17 protein-coding genes and 1 pseudogene are annotated in these 15979 nt (G+C 75.2%); 11 read left to right on the top strand and 7 right to left on the bottom strand.

Annotated elements, in window-relative coordinates; genetic code table 11:
* Positions 1-187: 187 nt before the first annotated feature.
* A complete protein-coding gene (locus ACLFMI_RS23485) occupies positions 188-577 on the bottom strand; it encodes a peptidase inhibitor family I36 protein (RefSeq protein ID WP_410950115.1) in 390 nt (129 codons plus the stop codon).
* A 371-nt stretch (positions 578-948) separates the two neighbouring features.
* Here ACLFMI_RS23485 and ACLFMI_RS23480 point away from each other — a divergent pair, with 371 nt between their 5' ends.
* Entirely contained in the window at positions 949-2154 is a 1206-nt protein-coding gene (locus ACLFMI_RS23480; protein ID WP_410950114.1) for an MFS transporter, read from the top strand.
* Between the two features lie 315 nt (positions 2155-2469).
* The gene (locus ACLFMI_RS23475; protein WP_410950113.1) at positions 2470-3762 is read left to right on the top strand and encodes a DUF222 domain-containing protein; all 1293 of its coding nucleotides are present in this window, start codon (positions 2470-2472) and stop codon (positions 3760-3762) included.
* Here ACLFMI_RS23475 and ACLFMI_RS23470 read toward each other — a convergent pair.
* Together ACLFMI_RS23470 and ACLFMI_RS23465 are read right to left on the bottom strand one after the other, a co-directional pair.
* Complete coding sequence (locus ACLFMI_RS23470; protein WP_410950112.1) at positions 3728-4417, bottom strand: SGNH/GDSL hydrolase family protein; 690 nt, start codon at positions 4415-4417, stop codon at positions 3728-3730. The two genes, ACLFMI_RS23475 and ACLFMI_RS23470, sit on opposite strands and share 35 nt — an antisense overlap.
* A gap of 38 nt (positions 4418-4455) precedes the next feature.
* Complete coding sequence (locus tag ACLFMI_RS23465) at positions 4456-5160, bottom strand: mycothiol-dependent nitroreductase Rv2466c family protein (protein ID WP_410950111.1); 705 nt, start codon at positions 5158-5160, stop codon at positions 4456-4458.
* A 74-nt stretch (positions 5161-5234) separates the two neighbouring features.
* On the opposite strand from ACLFMI_RS23465, the gene ACLFMI_RS23460 reads away from it, so the two are divergent.
* The 5 genes from ACLFMI_RS23460 to ACLFMI_RS23440 all read left to right on the top strand — a co-directional run bounded on the left by ACLFMI_RS23460 (position 5235) and on the right by ACLFMI_RS23440 (position 10818).
* Positions 5235-6098: an NAD(P)-dependent oxidoreductase gene (locus tag ACLFMI_RS23460; protein WP_410950110.1), complete on the top strand. Its 864-nt coding sequence runs from the start codon at positions 5235-5237 to the stop codon at positions 6096-6098.
* 46 nt (positions 6099-6144) lie between these two features.
* Positions 6145-6846 carry a response regulator transcription factor gene (locus tag ACLFMI_RS23455; RefSeq protein WP_410950109.1) on the top strand — a complete coding sequence of 234 codons (702 nt, stop codon included), beginning with the start codon at positions 6145-6147 and terminating at the stop codon, positions 6844-6846.
* Complete coding sequence (locus tag ACLFMI_RS23450; protein WP_410950108.1) at positions 6843-8327, top strand: sensor histidine kinase; 1485 nt, start codon at positions 6843-6845, stop codon at positions 8325-8327. The genes ACLFMI_RS23455 and ACLFMI_RS23450 overlap by 4 nt, the downstream gene beginning before the upstream one ends.
* A gap of 62 nt (positions 8328-8389) precedes the next feature.
* Positions 8390-10135, top strand: coding sequence for a trypsin-like peptidase domain-containing protein (locus ACLFMI_RS23445; protein ID WP_410950107.1), 1746 nt, complete (start codon positions 8390-8392; stop codon positions 10133-10135).
* Between the two features lie 185 nt (positions 10136-10320).
* Positions 10321-10818, top strand: coding sequence for a MogA/MoaB family molybdenum cofactor biosynthesis protein (locus ACLFMI_RS23440; RefSeq protein ID WP_410950106.1), 498 nt, complete (start codon positions 10321-10323; stop codon positions 10816-10818).
* 81 nt (positions 10819-10899) lie between these two features.
* Here the strand turns inward: ACLFMI_RS23440 and ACLFMI_RS23435 are convergent, their stop codons facing one another.
* Positions 10900-11316 carry an Rv0909 family putative TA system antitoxin gene (locus ACLFMI_RS23435; protein ID WP_410950105.1) on the bottom strand — a complete coding sequence of 139 codons (417 nt, stop codon included), beginning with the start codon at positions 11314-11316 and terminating at the stop codon, positions 10900-10902.
* 182 nt (positions 11317-11498) lie between these two features.
* On the opposite strand from ACLFMI_RS23435, the gene ACLFMI_RS23430 reads away from it, so the two are divergent.
* A complete protein-coding gene (locus ACLFMI_RS23430; protein ID WP_410950104.1) occupies positions 11499-11663 on the top strand; it encodes a hypothetical protein in 165 nt (54 codons plus the stop codon).
* Between the two features lie 95 nt (positions 11664-11758).
* On the opposite strand, the gene ACLFMI_RS23425 is transcribed toward ACLFMI_RS23430, so the two are convergent.
* A complete protein-coding gene (locus ACLFMI_RS23425) occupies positions 11759-12406 on the bottom strand; it encodes an SAF domain-containing protein (RefSeq protein WP_410950103.1) in 648 nt (215 codons plus the stop codon).
* Positions 12407-12584: 178 nt separating this feature from the next.
* Between ACLFMI_RS23425 and ACLFMI_RS23420 the strand changes: the two genes are divergently transcribed.
* Positions 12585-12893, top strand: coding sequence for a hypothetical protein (locus tag ACLFMI_RS23420; protein ID WP_410950145.1), 309 nt, complete (start codon positions 12585-12587; stop codon positions 12891-12893).
* A gap of 14 nt (positions 12894-12907) precedes the next feature.
* On the opposite strand, the pseudogene ACLFMI_RS23415 reads toward ACLFMI_RS23420, so the two are convergent.
* Together ACLFMI_RS23415 and ACLFMI_RS23410 are read right to left on the bottom strand one after the other, a co-directional pair.
* Positions 12908-13048: pseudogene (locus tag ACLFMI_RS23415) on the bottom strand (FmdB family zinc ribbon protein); the annotation flags it as partial.
* 86 nt (positions 13049-13134) lie between these two features.
* Complete coding sequence (locus ACLFMI_RS23410; RefSeq protein WP_410950102.1) at positions 13135-13797, bottom strand: 5-formyltetrahydrofolate cyclo-ligase; 663 nt, start codon at positions 13795-13797, stop codon at positions 13135-13137.
* Between the two features lie 36 nt (positions 13798-13833).
* Here ACLFMI_RS23410 and ACLFMI_RS23405 point away from each other — a divergent pair, with 36 nt between their 5' ends.
* Positions 13834-14751, top strand: a complete 918-nt coding sequence (locus ACLFMI_RS23405; protein ID WP_410950101.1) for a UTP--glucose-1-phosphate uridylyltransferase — start codon at positions 13834-13836, stop codon at positions 14749-14751.
* Between the two features lie 5 nt (positions 14752-14756).
* Positions 14757-15977: a molybdotransferase-like divisome protein Glp gene (gene glp, locus ACLFMI_RS23400; protein ID WP_410950100.1), complete on the top strand. Its 1221-nt coding sequence runs from the start codon at positions 14757-14759 to the stop codon at positions 15975-15977.
* Positions 15978-15979: the final 2 nt, after the last annotated feature.

The raw sequence follows: 15979 nt of genomic DNA, 5'->3' as shown, positions 1-15979 counted from the left end.
TCCGTCGTGGCCGACCGGTTGTCGTCCGGCCGCGGTGCCCTCGTGCTCGCCGGGTGCGGACCTGGCGGCGGACACGGCGATGCCCGTGCCCGCCTGCCCTCCGGTCCGGTCGTGCGGGACCGACGGGAACGGCGGCGGCGCCCACCCCCCGTGGCCGGGCGCCACCGCCGTCACCGCGCGGGGCCGGTCAGCAGGGCTGCACGACCCAGGTGGTGCGGTCGGTGGTGTCCGGGCGCGCGTCCACCGCGGTGGACGAGTACTGCGGCACGACGGCGCCGTCCGGGCCCGGCCCGGAGAACGTCGCGACCTGGTCGCCCGTCTGGTTGTTCACGAACGACGCGACCCTGCTCAGCGCGGCGGGCTCCGCGCGGACGTCGTAGATGTCGCAGACGCGGTAGTCGACCCGGTTGCCGGTGTAGCCCGGCCCGTCCCAGACGCACAGGTTGCCGACCTCGCACGGTGGCCCGACCAGTGGTGCCGGGTCGGCCGGCGCCGCGGACGCCGCCGTCGCCACCGATACGATCGCCGTCGCGGCTGCCGCCAGGCCCAGGCCCAGTCGCGCAATAGTGGATCTCATGGTTCCCCCGTTCCTCGAAATCCGACCGGATCTGTTCGAGCCGGTCACAGGAGAAGACGCGCGGAAACGCTATGAGTTGTCACAGGTGATACCTATCACTACAACGCAACATGGATCGCGCGGACACGTCGGCACATTCAATCGTGAGTGACATCCGTGCAATTCCGATCAGCTCAGGTGCATGCCCTTGTCGGGCCACCGACCAGAGCGACGTGACGCAGGGGACAGCGTCCGGGCCTGGCCGGACGGCATTTCCTCGTCTAGCGTGGATATTCGCGTCGACGACGTCGCTCTGTATCTCGGAGGCATATCCGGTCCGGTGACCCCGGACGTCGGATCTCCACCACCACCGCACTCCCGGAGGGGCAACGATGCGTGCCGTCACCACGCGCCCGTCGCTCGCGCTCGCCGCACTCGCCGTCGGCGCGTTCGCGATCGGCACCGGCGAATTCGTGATCATGGGGCTGCTCCCGGACGTCGCCGGCGGTCTCGGCGTCGACATCCCGGACGCCGGCCGGCTGATCTCGGCCTACGCGCTCGGCGTCGTCGTCGGGGCGCCGCTGCTGATCGCCGCGGCGAACCGGTTCCCGCGCAAGGCCGTGCTGGTCGCACTGATGGGCGGCTATGCCGGGTTCAACCTGCTCTCCGCGCTCGTGCCCAGCTACGAGCTGGTGTTCGGCGCCCGGTTCCTGGCCGGGCTGCCGCACGGCGCGTTCTTCGGCATCGGCGCGGTCGTCGCCGGGAACCTGGTGACCCCGGACCGCAGGGCGCGGGCGATGTCGATGATGTTCGCCGGGCTCACCCTGGCCAACGTGGCCGGCGTCCCGGTCGGGACGCTCATCGGGCAGCAGGTCGGCTGGCGCTGGGTGTTCGCCGTCGTCGGGTTGATCGCCGCGGCCGCCGCGCTCGCGGTCGTCCTCGCCGTGCCGGACGTCCGGGCCGGTGGCGGGGTCCGGCTCGGCCAGGAGCTGCGTGCCCTGGCCCACCGGCCGGTGTGGCTGGCGCTGCTGATCGCGACCGTCGGTGGGGCCGTGCTGTTCTCCACCTACAGCTACATCACGCCGATGCTGACCGAGGTCGCCGGCTTCACCCCGACCGAGGTGACGCTGCTGCTGGCGCTGTTCGGCGTCGGGATGACGGTCGGGAACCTGGTCGGCGCCCGGCTGGCCGACCTCGCCACGATGCCGACGATCTACGGTGCGCTGGTCGCCGACATCGTCGTCGCGCTGCTGTTCGTCCCGGCACTGCAGAACCAGGCGACCGCGATGGTGGCGCTGTTCGCGTTCGCGGTGGCGACGTTCTCGCTGGTCCCGGCCGTGCAGCTGCGGATCATCACCGCCGCCGGGGACGCGCCGAACCTGGCGTCGGGAGCCAACCAGGCGGCGTTCAACGTCGCGAACGCGATCGGCGCGGCACTGGGCGGCGCGGTGATCGGCGCCGGCTTCGGTTACGCCTCGCCGAACGTGGTCGCGGCCGGGCTGGCCGCGGTCGGGCTGGTCGTCGCGGTCGTCGCGGGGCGCTCGGAGAAGGCCGGCGCCCGCCGCGAACGGGTGCTCGCCGGGAGCTCGGCGGCGTAACGCCCGGAACCGGAGGTGCCCGAGGAGATCGGAAGGGGTCCGTCCGTGGTCGGGTCGGCCCGGCCTCGGTCTCCGGCCTCAGCGTCCGGTCTCGGTGTCCGGCAGGGCAGCCGCCTCGGCCGGCGCCGGCTTGCGCCTGTCCGGCCTCGCCCCCGAGGCGTCCGCCTGACCGCCGGGCGGTCTCGCGGCCGGCTCGTGGCCCCGCCGTCGTCGCCGAGCTCCCCGAGAACCCGGCGAGCGAACCCACCTCACTCGAGCTTCGCAGTAGCGAACGCATGTTCGATAAATGTCGAGTTGCCAGCTAGAATGAGAGCCATGGCAGCGGTCGACGACCCACCACTACCCGACACCGACAACCCCGGATTCCCACACCTGGACCTCGCCCTGATCCAGGTCGCCGTGGAACACGCCGCATGCGCGGACACCGACGGGGCCGGCGAGGCGGAGCTGATCGACCAGATCACCCAGCTCCAGACGCTGCAGACCTCACTGGCGGCGTTGCAGACCGCGCGGATCCGGGGGTTCGCCCGCACCCACGTCGCGGCGCGGATCGCCGCGGGGACCGTGGAGCCGGAGAAGCTGGACCGCAGCGTCCGCGCGCAGGTCGCGCTGGCCACCCGGACCTCGCCGACCGTCGCCGCCGGCCGGGTGCGGGTGGCCCGCGACCTGCACGACGGCCTGGACCGTGTCCGCGCCCTGCACGCCGCCGGTGCGCTCAACGCCGAGGCTGCCGCTGCGATCGCCGCGGCCACCGACCACCTCGACACCGAGCAGCGTCGCGAGGTCGACCGCCGCCTCGCCGACCACGACCTCACCGAGCTCGGCCTGGGGCGGATCCGCGATCTGGCCCGCAGCATCGCCGCCCGCGTCGCACCGCACCAGTTCCGCCGGCGGGCCCGCGAAGTCCGCGAGGGGCGGCGGGTCACCGTGCGCCCCGCCCCGGACGGCATGGCCTACCTGAGCGCCTACCTCCCCCTCGAACAGGCCGTCAGCTGCCTGGCCGCCCTGACGAAAGCCCACGCTGCGGCCTCCTGCAGCCCGGAGCCGCTCACCCGGACCCGTGGCCAGTTCACCGCCGACACCCTGGTCGAGCGCCTCACCGGTGCCGCGCACGCCGGGCAGACCGACCTGCAGCTACAGGTACTGGTTCCGCTGGAGCTGCTGGTCGACCCGGACAGTCCGCTACCGGTGGAGATCCCCGGCTACGGGCCCGTCCCGGCCGACCTGCTGGCCACCGCCGACGGTCGGATCACCTGGCGACGGTTGACCACCCGGGCCGGGACCGTGGTCGGGGGTGACTCCCGGCAGCGGAACTTCACCGGGTTCCTCACCGAGGTCATCCGGGCCCGGACCCGCAACCGGTGCGCCGACCCCTACTGCGACGCACCGATCCGCCACATCGACCACATCCGTCGTGTCGACGACGGTGGTATCACCGAGCTGGAGTCGGGGCGTGGGGTGTGCGAGTTCCACAACCACGTCCGCGAACACCCCGGCTGGCGCGTGGAACGCACACCCGAGGGCGTCACCACCACGACGCCGACCGGGCACACCTACCGGGCGGGCTCGGGTCCTAGTAGTACCCGGCCCGGCGGACCGCTTCGGTGAAGATCTGGGCGATGCCGGCGTAACCGGCGTCGTTGGGGTGGAACCGGTCCGAGGCCAGCTTGCCGCGCCAGTGCCGGGTCCGCGGGTCGCGCAGCTCGGCCAACACCAGCCCGCGGCGCCGGACGGCGTCGTCGATCAGGCCGTTGACCTGCAGCGCGGCTGCGAACGTCCCGGGCTGGTTGCCGATCACCGTGCCGGGCGGCAGCCGGTCCAGCAGCACCGCGTACCGGTTGCCGACGCCGTCCTGGTGCTTGGGCTGCATGAGGTCGTTCGAGCCGATCAGGCAGACCAGCAGGTCCGGTTGCAGGCGCAGCGCGGCCGGGAGCTGGGTGTCGAGGACGTCCTCCACCCGGGCGCCGTAGGCGGACAGGTTCACCATCCGCAGGCCGGGCAGGGCAGTGGCCAGGCGGCCGGCCCACCCGCCCTGCGGGGTCGCCGCGCCGACGCCCTGGGCCATCGAATCGCCGAGCACCACGCACAGCGGCCCGGGCCGGGTCAGCTCGGTGCGGTTGTGCTCCTCCCAGTACGCCGCGCACGGCTCGATCTGGGCCTGCACCTTCCGGATCCCGGGCAGCACCCGCCCAGCGAGGGTGATCAGTCGCCCGGGCGGACGGCCGGTCCGGTTGGAGAAGCCGAGGGCTCCCGGGTCGGTCACGGACGCCAGTGAAGCAGAAGCCCTCGGGGCGCCGCGGCTCAGCGCACCGTGGTCTCGCCGTGCGCGATCCGCGCGGTCAGCGGGGTGTCCGGGAACGACCGCAGGCCCCGCTTGAGCTCGGCGAACCCGGGCCAGGTCGCGAGCGTGTGCACCGCGTCCCACAGCCGCGCCGCGTCCTCGCCGAACGGCACGGAGTCGATCACCGGGCCGAACAGGGCCGGCCCGTCCGGCGGGGCGAAGGACAGGATCGGGGTGCCGACATCGTCCCCGCAGCGCCGCCGCGCGTCCGTGACCTCGGTGCGCAGGTCGGCGTCCCGGGAGGTGTCGTCGGCGGCCTCGGCGAGGTCGGGGGAGACCCCGCAGCGCTGCAGGGCCGGGCGCAGGTCGCGGCGCTGCGCCATCACCTGCATCACCGGGTCGAAGCCCTCGCCCTCCGGGGCGGGGGAGTCCCACACCAGCTCGCCGAGCGCGGTGTAGAGGTCGCCGACCACCTCCGGGCCGTGCTTCTCCCGGGCCGCGTGGATCACCCGCAGCATCTCCAGTCCGCGCAGGTGGCTGTCCGGGTAGGCCTCGGAGACCTTCCGGCGCTCGTCGTATGAGATCTCCTCGTTGAGGAGCGCCAGCGGCAGCGGTCGCCAGGTCACCGCCAGCTCGCGTTGCCGGCCGACCTCCACCACCCAGCGCGAGGTCACCCAGCAGAACGGGCAGATCGGGTCGAAGAAGAACTCGAGTTCGTCGCTCACGGACACCGGGTACCCACTCGGCACGCCGTCATCAACCCCGGCGAGATCACCGCCGCCGCCCTACCGTGACGACCATGAGCGCACCGACCGTCGCACTGCTGGGTACCGGGATCATGGGTGCCGGGATGGGCCGCAACATCCTGGCCGCGGGGCTGGAGCTGCGGGTCTGGAACCGGACCGCGGCCAAGGCGCAGCCGCTCGTCGACGCCGGCGCCGTCGCGGCCGCCGACCCGGCCGCGGCCGTCCGCGGCGCCGACGTCGTGGTCACCATGCTCGGGGACGCCGACGACGTCGTCGCGGTGATGGACGACGCCGCCGGAGGACTGGCCGCGGGCCAGGTCTGGCTGCAGACCAGCACCGTCGGCGTCGCGCCGCTGGACCGGCTGCACCCGATCGCCGAACGGCACGACCTGACCCTGTTGGACGCGCCGGTGCTCGGCACCCGGGCGCCCGCCGAGGCCGGGCAGCTGGTGATGTTCGTCGCCGGCGACCCGGCGGTGCGGGCCACCGTGGACCCGGTCCTGGACGCCGTCGGTCGGCAGACCGTGTGGGTCGCCGACACCAGCGCCGGGGCCGCCGCGAGCCGGCTCAAGCTGGTCGCGAACAGCTGGGTGCTGGCGGTCACCGCCGCGACCGGGGAGTCGGTCGCGCTCGCCCAGGTGCTCGGGGTGGATCCGCGGGCGTTCCTGGACGCCGTCGCCGGTGGCCCGCTCGACCTGCCCTACCTGCAGAACAAGGCGCGGACGATCCTGGACGGCGACTGGACGCCCAGCTTCACCGTCGACAACGCGGCCAAGGACGCCGGGCTGATCGTCGACGCCGCCGGGACGTCCGGGGTCCGGCTCGACGTCGCCGAGGCGGTGCGGGCGCGGCTGCACCGGGCCTCCGAACGCGGGCACGGCGACGACGACATGGCGGCGGCGTACACGGCGTCGTAGACCGGGCGCTCAGACACCTCTCAGGGCCCCGGTCCAGACTGGCCCCATGCGCATTCTGGTCGTCGACGACGACAAGGCGGTCCGGGACTCGCTGCGCCGGTCGCTGGCGTTCAACGGCTACCAGGTCGATCTCGCCGAGGACGGGCAGGCGGCGCTGGACACGATGCTCACCCAGCGCCCGGACGCGCTCGTCCTGGACGTGATGATGCCCCGGGTGGACGGCCTGGAGGTCTGCCGGCGGTTGCGCAGCGCCGGCGATGACCTGCCGATCCTGGTGCTCACCGCCCGCGACGCCGTCTCCGACCGGGTCGCCGGGCTGGACGCCGGCGCCGACGACTACCTGCCCAAGCCGTTCGCGCTGGAGGAGCTGCTGGCCCGGCTGCGCGCGCTGCTGCGCCGGCGCACGCCCGAGGAGGAGGACGCCGATGCGGTGCCCGGCGCCGCGACACTGGCCTTCGCCGGTCTGTCGCTGGACCCGGACACTCGCGAGGTCCGCCGCGACGACCGGCCGATCAGCCTGACCCGCACCGAGTTCTCGCTCCTGGAGCTGCTGCTCGCGCACCCGCGCCGGGTGCTGACCCGGGGGCAGATCCTGGAACAGGTCTGGGGCTACGACTTCCCGACCAGCGGCAACGCCCTGGAGGTCTACGTCGGATACCTGCGCCGCAAGACCGAGGCCGACGGCGAGCCGCGGCTGATCCACACCGTGCGCGGGGTCGGGTACGTGCTGCGGGAGTCGCCCCCGTGAGCCGGCGCACTGCCGCGCCTCCGGCCGGGACGGACCGCGACCCGGACGCCGCGACCCCGGGGACCCGCTGGTGGCGCCGGATCGAGCTGCCCGCAGACCGGGAGCGGGTCACCCTGCGCGCCCGGATCGGCATGCTCGCCGCGCTGGTCGCAGCGGTGATGGTGCTGATCGTGTCGGCGGCGGCGTTCCTGGTCGTGCGGGAGAACCTGACCAGCTCGCTGGACGAGACGCTGCGCCAGCGCGCCTACGCGGCCGCGCAGAGCGAGCTGGGCAACCCGGAACTGCTGGCCACGGTGTCCCCGGACGTGCTCGGGGCCGCCGACCTGCGGATCGCGCTGGTGTACTCGTCCGGGATGGCGATCTTCTCGGACGAGTCGTCGATGCCGCCGGTGGGCGCCGAGGAGCTCGAGGTGGCCCGCGACGGTGTCACCCAGCCGGGACGGACCGCGGGCCTGGACGGCGTCCCGTACCGGGTGGTGGCGGTACAGGCCGGGGACGGGCGCGCGCTGGTCATCGCCCAGCAGCTGGGCACGATGACCCGGGTGGTGAGCCGGATGGGCACCGCGCTGCCGCTGGTCGGGCTCGGCGGGGTGATCCTGGCCGCGCTGGCCGGGTTCGCCGTGGCCCGGACCGGGCTGCGCCCGGTGCAGCGGCTCACCGCGGCCACCGAGCGGGTCGCGACGACCGGCGACCTGCGCCCGATCCCGGTCTCCGGGTCCGACGAGCTGGCCCGGCTCACGGTGAGCTTCAACGCGATGCTCGGCGCGCTCGCCGCGTCCCGGGAGCAGCAACGCCGGTTGGTCGCCGACGCCGGGCACGAGCTGCGCACCCCGCTCACCTCGCTGCGGACGAACCTGGAGCTGCTCGCCTCGGCGGACCGGCCGGACGCGCCGGAGCTCCCGGCCGAGGACCGGACCGAGCTGATCGCCGACGTCCGGGCCCAGGTGGAGGAGCTCTCGCACCTGGTCGGTGACCTGGTCGAGCTGGCCCGGGACGACGCGCCCACGATGGCCACCGAGGCGTTCGAGCTCGGCGAGGTCGTCGAGCGGGCGCTGGTCCGCGTCCGCCGCCGCGCCGGGGACATCACCTTCGACGCGCAGCTCACCCGCTGGGTCCTCGACGGTGACGCGAACGCCCTGGAGCGCGCGGTGCTCAACCTGCTCGACAACGCGGCCAAGTGGAGCCCGCCGGGCGGCACGGTCCGGCTGTCGATGGTCCCGATCTCGCCGGAGTGGCTGGTCGTCGAGGTCGCCGACGCCGGGGAGGGCATCGCCACCGCGGACCTGCCACACGTGTTCGACCGGTTCTACCGGGCCGACACGTCCCGGACGATGCCCGGATCCGGGCTCGGGCTCTCGATCGTCGCGCAGGCGGCGGCCCGGCACGGGGGCGAGGTGCGGGCCGGGCAGGCTCCCGAGGGCGGGGCCCTGCTGTCCATGGCGCTACCGGGTCGTCACGTGGCGGAGCCGGACAGCCCATAGCCTGGACCGGACGGGCCGTGCCGACGGCGGCCCGTGCACGCGACACGACGGACGGTGGACGTATGGCCCAGGACAACCCGCCCGGCGACGGGGCCGGGACCGACGCGACGCCGGAGTCGTCGACCGGGGCGCCGGACCGGCAGCCGGCCGCCGCGGAGGCCGACCCGATCGCCGCCACCGGAACGGGCGGGACGGACGGCACGACCGGGGACGACGCCCCGGCTCCTGCCGCGGGCGGCGGGGTCGCGGAGGACGCGGCGGGCACCGGGTCGAGCGACTCGGACGGCGTCGGCACCGGACACGGCGGGAGCGCCGCGGCGACGGCCGGTCACGAGGCGTCCGGCCAGGGCGACACCGATCCGCGCTGCACCGATTTGCCCGGCGCCGGTGAGCCCGGTGCCGATCCGCCCGGAACCGACGAGCCCGGTGCCGATCCGCCCGGAACCGGCGAGCCCGGTGCCGATCCGGACGCCACCGGGGCCGCGCACGGCGCCGGGCCGGAGGCCGATCCCGTCGCCCGGCAGGACCCGCCGACCGACAGGTGGGCCGCGCCCAGCCCGTGGGCCGCTCCCGGCGCACCGGGCGCCGCGCAGGCCTACGACCGGCCGGACGCGCCGGGCATGCCCGCCGGAGCGCCCCCGTACGCCCCGTACGGCCAGGGCGAGCCGGGTACGGCCCCGTACCCGCCGCCGTACCCGCAGGCCTACCCGCCGCCCTACGCCGGGCAGCCCCCGCCGCCGCCCGGCCCGCCCCCGGGCCGGCGCCGGCTCGTCGCGATCATCGCGGCCGGGGCGATCCTCGCGCTGGTCGCCGGCGGGATCGGCGGCGCGATCGGCGCCGAGGTCTCCCGGTCGTCGGCCGGGGACGGCGGCGTGCTGTCGGACCCGGTCCCCGGCACCGACTCCGACCTGCCGACCACCCCGGTCGAGGCGGTCGCCGAGCGGGTGCTGCCCGGCGTCGTCCAGCTGCGGGTGGAGGGTGGCGCGCTCAACACCGGGGAGCAGGGCGAGGGCTCCGGGATGGTGCTCAGCGAGGACGGCCTGATCCTCACCAACAACCACGTGGTGGCCCCGGCGGCGACCGGCGGGACGCTGCGTGCGGTGTTCCAGGACGGCCGCACCGCGACCGGTGAGGTCGTCGGCCGGGACCCGCAGTCGGACATCGCGCTGGCGAAGGTGAATCTGACCGGCCTGACCCCGGTGGAGCTCGGCAACTCGGAGAACGTCCGGGTCGGCCAGCAGGTCACCGCGATCGGTTCGCCGCTGGGTCTCGGGGGCTCGGTGACGACCGGCATCGTGTCCGCGCTGGACCGCGCGGTCAGCGTGGGCGGCGAACCCGGCAACCAGCAGACCGTGCTCAACGCGATCCAGACCGACGCGGCGATCAACCCCGGCAACTCCGGGGGGCCGCTGGTGGACATGCGGGGCCGGGTCGTCGGGATCAACTCGGCGATCGCGACCGCGGGCCCGGGCGGCGGGTCGATCGGCGTCGGGTTCTCGATCCCGGTGAACCAGGCCCGCCGGGTCGCCGACCAGCTGCGCACCACCGGGCAGGCCACGCACGCGGTGCTCGGCGTCGAGGTCACCGATGACCCGCAGCTGGCCGGCGCACGAGTGGCATTGGTCACGCCGGGCGGTGCGGCGGAGAAGGCGGGCCTGCGCCCGCAGGACCTGGTGGTCCGCCTCGGCGACCAGCGGATCGCCACCGGGACCGACCTGCAGGCCGCGGTCCGTTCCCAGCCACCGGGGACGACCGTCGATCTCCAGCTCGCCGACCGGACGGTCCAGGTCACCCTCGGCGAGAGCTGAGCGTCCGGGCGGTGCCGGCCGCCTCGTCTCGTTGACGGGTGAAGCATCTCGTGATGGGCTGGAACGTGACCGGTCCGGTGGTGCCCCACCGGTATCCGTCACGAGCGTCGTGCCGGTGCGGGTCCCCCTCCCTGCACCGGCACGGCCTCTCACACGCCCACCGATCCGGAGATAGGGTCGGCGGCATGGAGATCCCGGGTCCGCAGATCGGCCGTGCTCTCGTGGTGATCGTCGACGACCGGGTGAGCGCCGGTGAACGGTCGGACTCGACCGGCCCGTTGGTCACCGAGCTGCTCGAGGAGGCGCACTTCGTCGTGGACGGGGTGGTCACCGCCCCGGGCGAGGTCGTGGCGATCCGCAGCGCCCTGAACACCGCCGTGATCGGTGGGGTCGACCTGGTGGTGACCGTCGGCGGCACCGGGGTCTCGCCCCGCGACGTCACCTCGGACGCCACGAGCGGTGTGCTGGACCGCCCGGTGCCGGGCATCGCCGAGGCCATCCGGGCTTCCGGGCTCGCCGCGGGTGCCGTGGACGCCGGGGTGTCCCGCGGGGTCGTCGGCGTGTCCGGCAGCACGCTGGTGGTGAACCTGGCCGCGTCCCGCGCCGCGGTGCGGGACGGGATGGCGACCCTGACCCCGCTCGTCCCGCACGTCATCTCGGAGCTGTCCGGCCTCGACAGCTGACGCGCGAGCGCCCCGAACACGAACGACCGCGGGCCCCGGTGGAGCTCCACCGGGGCCCGCGGTCGCTGTCGGGGCCGTCCGTCAGCGGGCGGGCGGCACCGGCGGGACGTCGTCGCCGCCGTCCGTGCGGCCGCCCGGGGTCGGCGGCTGCGAGTCGGCCGGGTTGCCCTGCGGGCGCAGGGTGTCGCCACCGGGCGGGGCCGGCGGCACCGGCGGGACGGCGTCGCCACCGGTGGAATGCGTGCCGGCACCGGGCGCGGTCGGCCCGCCGTGTCCCAGCGCGCCCTCGACCTTGCCCTTGACGCCGTCGATCTGGTCCGTGTACTTGCCGCCGGTCGCCTTGTCGACCTGCTCGGCGGCCTTCCCGACCAGCGGCCCGGCCTTCTCCCGGGCCTTCTCGAGCTGCGGGCCCGCCTTCTCCTTCGCCTTCTCCAGCTGCGGGCCGGCCTTCTCCAACGCGTTCTCCGCGGCCTCGCGGGCCTTGTCCAGGAACCCCATCGCCGGTCCTCTCCCTCTACTGGCTGCCCGCGACCCGTCGCGCGGGCAGCATGCGTACTGCTCTCATGGTGGCACCGGAACGGTGTGTCGTGGGGTCACGACGCGATGACGGCCCGGTGCACCCGGCGGATGTCGCTCCGCCGGGTGGCCGCGCGGGGCCGGTGGCGGGGCACCATGGAGGCATGACCGACGCAGAGCGGCTGCGCCGCCGGATCGAGGAGATCTTCGGTGACGAGCCCGCCACCCCGGGCGACGAGCGCGCCGACGGCGGGGCCGCCGACGAGCGCGAGGAGGGCTCCGCGGACCGCTGGCTGCGGGAGAACCGCCCGCCGCACCACGGCGGCTGACGCCGGTGGCCGCTACCGATCCCCGCGCACCGGTACGGGCCGGGCGGCGGGTCGGCCGGGTACCGGTGGCGCCACCGACCACCGACCACCGACCATCAGCGCAGCGTCACTGTCACCTCCCCGGCCAGGGTCGCCGCGGCGACGGAGGTGGCGTCGGACTCGGGTAGCGCCACCAGCACCAGCGGGCCGCTCCCGGACCCGGCCGCCGCGCCGGGACCGGCGCCGGTGGCCGGGAGTACGGACAGCACCGCGGCCCGCGCGGCGAGCACCTGCGGCCCGTCCGGCCCGCCGGCGATCACGTCGACCACCGAGCCGGGGGAGAGGAGCGCGGCGACGCCCGGGTCGGCGGGCCGCAGCGGTACCGCGGACGCGCCCGGCCCACCCGCCCGGACGGCGAGCTCGGGGCCGATCAGCCGCAGGTCGGTGAGGGCCTCGCCGGCCCGGACGGGTCCGGCCGGTGCGCGGCCCCGCGCGTCGGCGGCGTCCCGCAGCGCGCCGCCGGGGACCAGGACGGGCGGCCAGGCCGCGACGGTCAGGTCGGCCGCGCCGATCGGCCCGCCCGGGGCGAGATCGTGGGCCGCGACCACCACGGGGACGCGGTCGTCGGCACCGTCGGGGGCCAGGGTGACGACGAGCGCGGCGATCGCCAGCGCCGCCGCGGCGAGCCGGCGCAGCAGCGCGGTGCGCGCCCAGGCCGGGCCGCGCAGCACCCGCCACACCCGGAACCGCCGCAGGCCCGCCACGGGGTCGGCACCCGTCCGGCCGCTCGTGCCGGGCGCACCCCTGATGCCGCCGGAACCATCTGTGCTGGCGGAACCACTCGTGCTACCGGAACCACTCGTGCTACCGGAACCGTCCGTGCCGCCCACCGTGCCCGCCCTCCGCCGCCGTTACCGACGACGTTAGGGCCGGGCCCGGCCGGTGCACCGGCCGATCACGCGCCTGTGGACAACTCCGGCGGGGTGTGGACGGACGGCTCAGGAGGAGGCGGCCTTCGACGAGCCCGACGAGGACGAGGACGAGGACGCGGCGGACGACCCGGCCGAGGACGTCGAGGACGACGACGAGCTCGAGGACTCCGACTTGGCGGCCGAGCCCGAGCCGGACGTCGACTCCGACGAACCGGACGAGGACTCCGACGAACCAGACGAGGACGACGACTCGTGCGAGGAGTCGGACTTCGACTCGGACGAGCCGTTCACCGAGCCGGAGCGGGAGTCGGTGCGGTAGAAGCCGCTGCCCTTGAACACGATGCCGACCGAGGAGAAGACCTTGCGCAGCTTGCCCTCGCAGCTCGGGCAGACCGTGAGCGAGTCGTCCGAGAACGCCTGCACAGCGTCGAAACGGTGATCGCACGCTGTGCATGCGTACTGGTAGGTCGGCACGAGATCCTCCGGGGAACGACTGGCACTCCACACCTGTGAGTGCCAGCATACCCCGCCGAGCCCGGATGCCCGACCCGTCCGACCGGTCAGGATCCTTCTCCGGGCGAGACGTGCACCACGCCGTCGCCGGGCAGCACCACCCGCGGCACCGGTGCGTCGTGCGGCTCGGCGGGAAGCTCGTCGAGCAGTTCGCCGTCGTGCAGCAGCACGGCCACCCGCGCGCCGGCCGCGACGCCGGGCAGGGTGTGGTCGTAGTAGCCGCCGCCGCGGCCCAGCCGGAAGCCGCGCCGGTCCACCGCCAGCGCAGGGACCAGCACCAGGGCCGCGCGGGCGAGCGCGTCGACACCCAGCCGGGGGCCGCCCGGCTCGCGCACCCCCAGCTTGCCCTCCACCAGGCCGTCCGGGCCGGTGTAGCGGGTCCAGTCCAGCGGGCCGGGCTCCGGCGGGACGATCGGGGCGAGCACCTCGTGACCGGCCTCGAGCAGTGCGCCCGGCACCGTCGCACGGCCCGAGCCCCGCGCGCCCGGCTCCGCGCCGACCGGCAGGTAGCAGGCGACCGGGCCACCGGTCGTCGCGGCGAGCTCCAGCACGTGCCGGGTGAGTGCCGCGGTCGCCGCGGCGCGCTCGTCGGCCGAACGCCCGGCCCGGGCGTCGAGCAGGCGCCGGCGCAGCGCCCGCTTCGCCTCCCGGGATCGCCCGTGTCGGTGATCCGGGGTCGATCCGTCCGGTGTCTCCGCGCGAGCCGTCACGGCCGCAGGCTACTGCGATGGCTAGGCTCCGCGACCATGAGCGCGCAGACCTCCCCCGTGGCCGGGGCGTTCCGCACCGCCGTGGTGCCCGCCGCCGGGCTCGGCACGCGGTTCCTGCCGACCACCAAGGCCGTGCCGAAGGAGCTCCTGCCGGTCGTCGACACGCCGGGCATCGAGCTGGTGGCCGCCGAGGCGGCCGAGGCCGGGGCGCAGCGGTTGCTGGTGGTCGCCTCGCCCGGCAAGGAGTCGGTCGCCGGGTACTTCCGCAACGACGACGAGCTGGAGCAGACCCTCGAGGACCGGGGCAAGCACGCTCTGCTGGCGAAGGTGCGCCGGGCGCCCGGCCTGCTCGCGGTCGACTCGGTCTACCAGCACGACCCCAGGGGCCTCGGGCACGCGGTCGCCCAGGCCGGTCCTGCGCTGGCCGACGACGAGCAGGCCGTCGCCGTGCTGCTGCCCGACGACCTGGTCCTCGGCCCGGACGGGACGGACGCCGGCGTCCTGGGCCGGATGGCGCAGGTCCACGCCGAGCTGGGTGGCAGCGTGCTGTGCGCCTTCGACGTCCCGCGCGACCAGGTCCCGGCATACGGCGTCTTCGAGGTGTCGGACACCGCGGACGAGGACGTCAAGCAGGTGCACGGCATGGTCGAGAAGCCGGCCCCCGAGGACGCGCCCTCCACGCTCGCGGCGGCCGGGCGCTACCTGCTCGACCGGGCGATCTTCGACGCGCTGGAGCGGATCACCCCCGGCGCCGGGGGCGAGCTGCAGCTGACCGACGCCGTCGCGCTGCTGATCTCCGAGGGGCACCCGGTGCACGTGGTCGTGCACCGCGGGGACCGGCACGATCTGGGCAACCCCGGCGGGTTCGCCCGGGCGTTCGTCGACTTCGCGTTGCGGGACCCGGAGTACGGCGAGGGTCTGCGCCGCTGGCTGACCGACCGTCTGAAGGACTGAAGCACGTGCGCACGGTCGAAGAGCAGCTCACCCGGATCCTGGACGTGGCGGTGCGGCCCGCACCGGTCCGCGTCGCGATCGCCGACGCGCAGGGGCTGCGCAGCGCCGAGGAGGTCGTCGCGGCGCGCCCGCTGCCGGTGTTCGACCAGGCCGCGATCGACGGCTACGCCGTCCGCAGCGTCGACGTCGCGGGCGCCACCGAGGCGGACCCGGCCACGGTGCCGGTGGTCGGCGAGATCACCGCCGGATCCCGGCAGCCGCTGCGGCTGCAGCCCGGGCAGGCGGTGCGGGTGGCGGCCGGTGCGCCGTTGCCGACGCTGGCCGACGCCGTCGCGCCGGTCGGCTGGACCGACGGCGGCACCGCCCGGCTGACGGTGCGCCGCAGCGTCCCCTCGGCGGGGTTCGTCCGCCGGGTCGGCGAGGACGTCCAGTCCGGTGACGTGGCCGTGCGTGAGGGCGAGGTCGTCGGGTCGGCGCAGGTGGCGATGCTGGCCGCGGCCGGCCGGGACAAGCTGCTGGTGCACCCGCGGCCACGGGTCTCGGTGATCTCGGTCGGCGACGAGTTGGTGGAGGTGAGCCGGTCGGCGTCGGCCGGGCAGGTCGCCGACGTCTGCTCGCACGCGCTCACCGCCGCGGCCCGCGAGGCGGGCGCGGAGACCAACCGCGCCCGCACCGTCGGCGGTACCGCCGACGAGATCCGCGGTGCGGTCGAGGACCTGTTGCCGGCCAGCGAGGTCGTCGTGGTGTGCGGGGTCGGCGGCGGCGCGGCCGCGGCCGAGGCGCGCAGCGGGCTGTCCGAGCTCGGCGGGATCGACGACACCCGGATCGCGATGCACCCCGGCTCGGCGCAGGGCTACGGGCGGCTCGGCCAGGACGCGGTGCCGGTGTTCCTCGTCCCCTCGCACCCGGCGACCGCGCTGGTGCTGTTCGAGGTGTTCGTCCGGCCGCTGATCCGCCTGGCGCTCGGGCAGGAGCCGCGCCGCCGGGCCTGGACCGCACGGCTGACCTCGCCGGTGAGCTCGCCGGCCGGGCGGCGGTCGTACGTCCCGGCCCGGTTGCTGCGCTCCGACGACGGCGGTGAGCTGCTCGCCCAGCCGCTGGGGAACTCCGGCGGGCACCTGCTGGCGGTGCTGGCCGAGGCGAACGCGCTGGCCGTGGTGCCGGATGACGTCACCGAGCTGACCGTGGGCGAGCAGGTCGGCCTCGTGCCGCGGGGACGCGGCTGATC

Origin of the sequence: Pseudonocardia nantongensis (assembly GCF_046546495.1) — a bacterium.
Lineage (GTDB): Bacteria > Actinomycetota > Actinomycetes > Mycobacteriales > Pseudonocardiaceae > Pseudonocardia > Pseudonocardia nantongensis.
The sequence above is the reverse complement of the archived record's forward strand: the minus strand, read 5'-3'. Positions and strand labels throughout refer to the sequence as shown.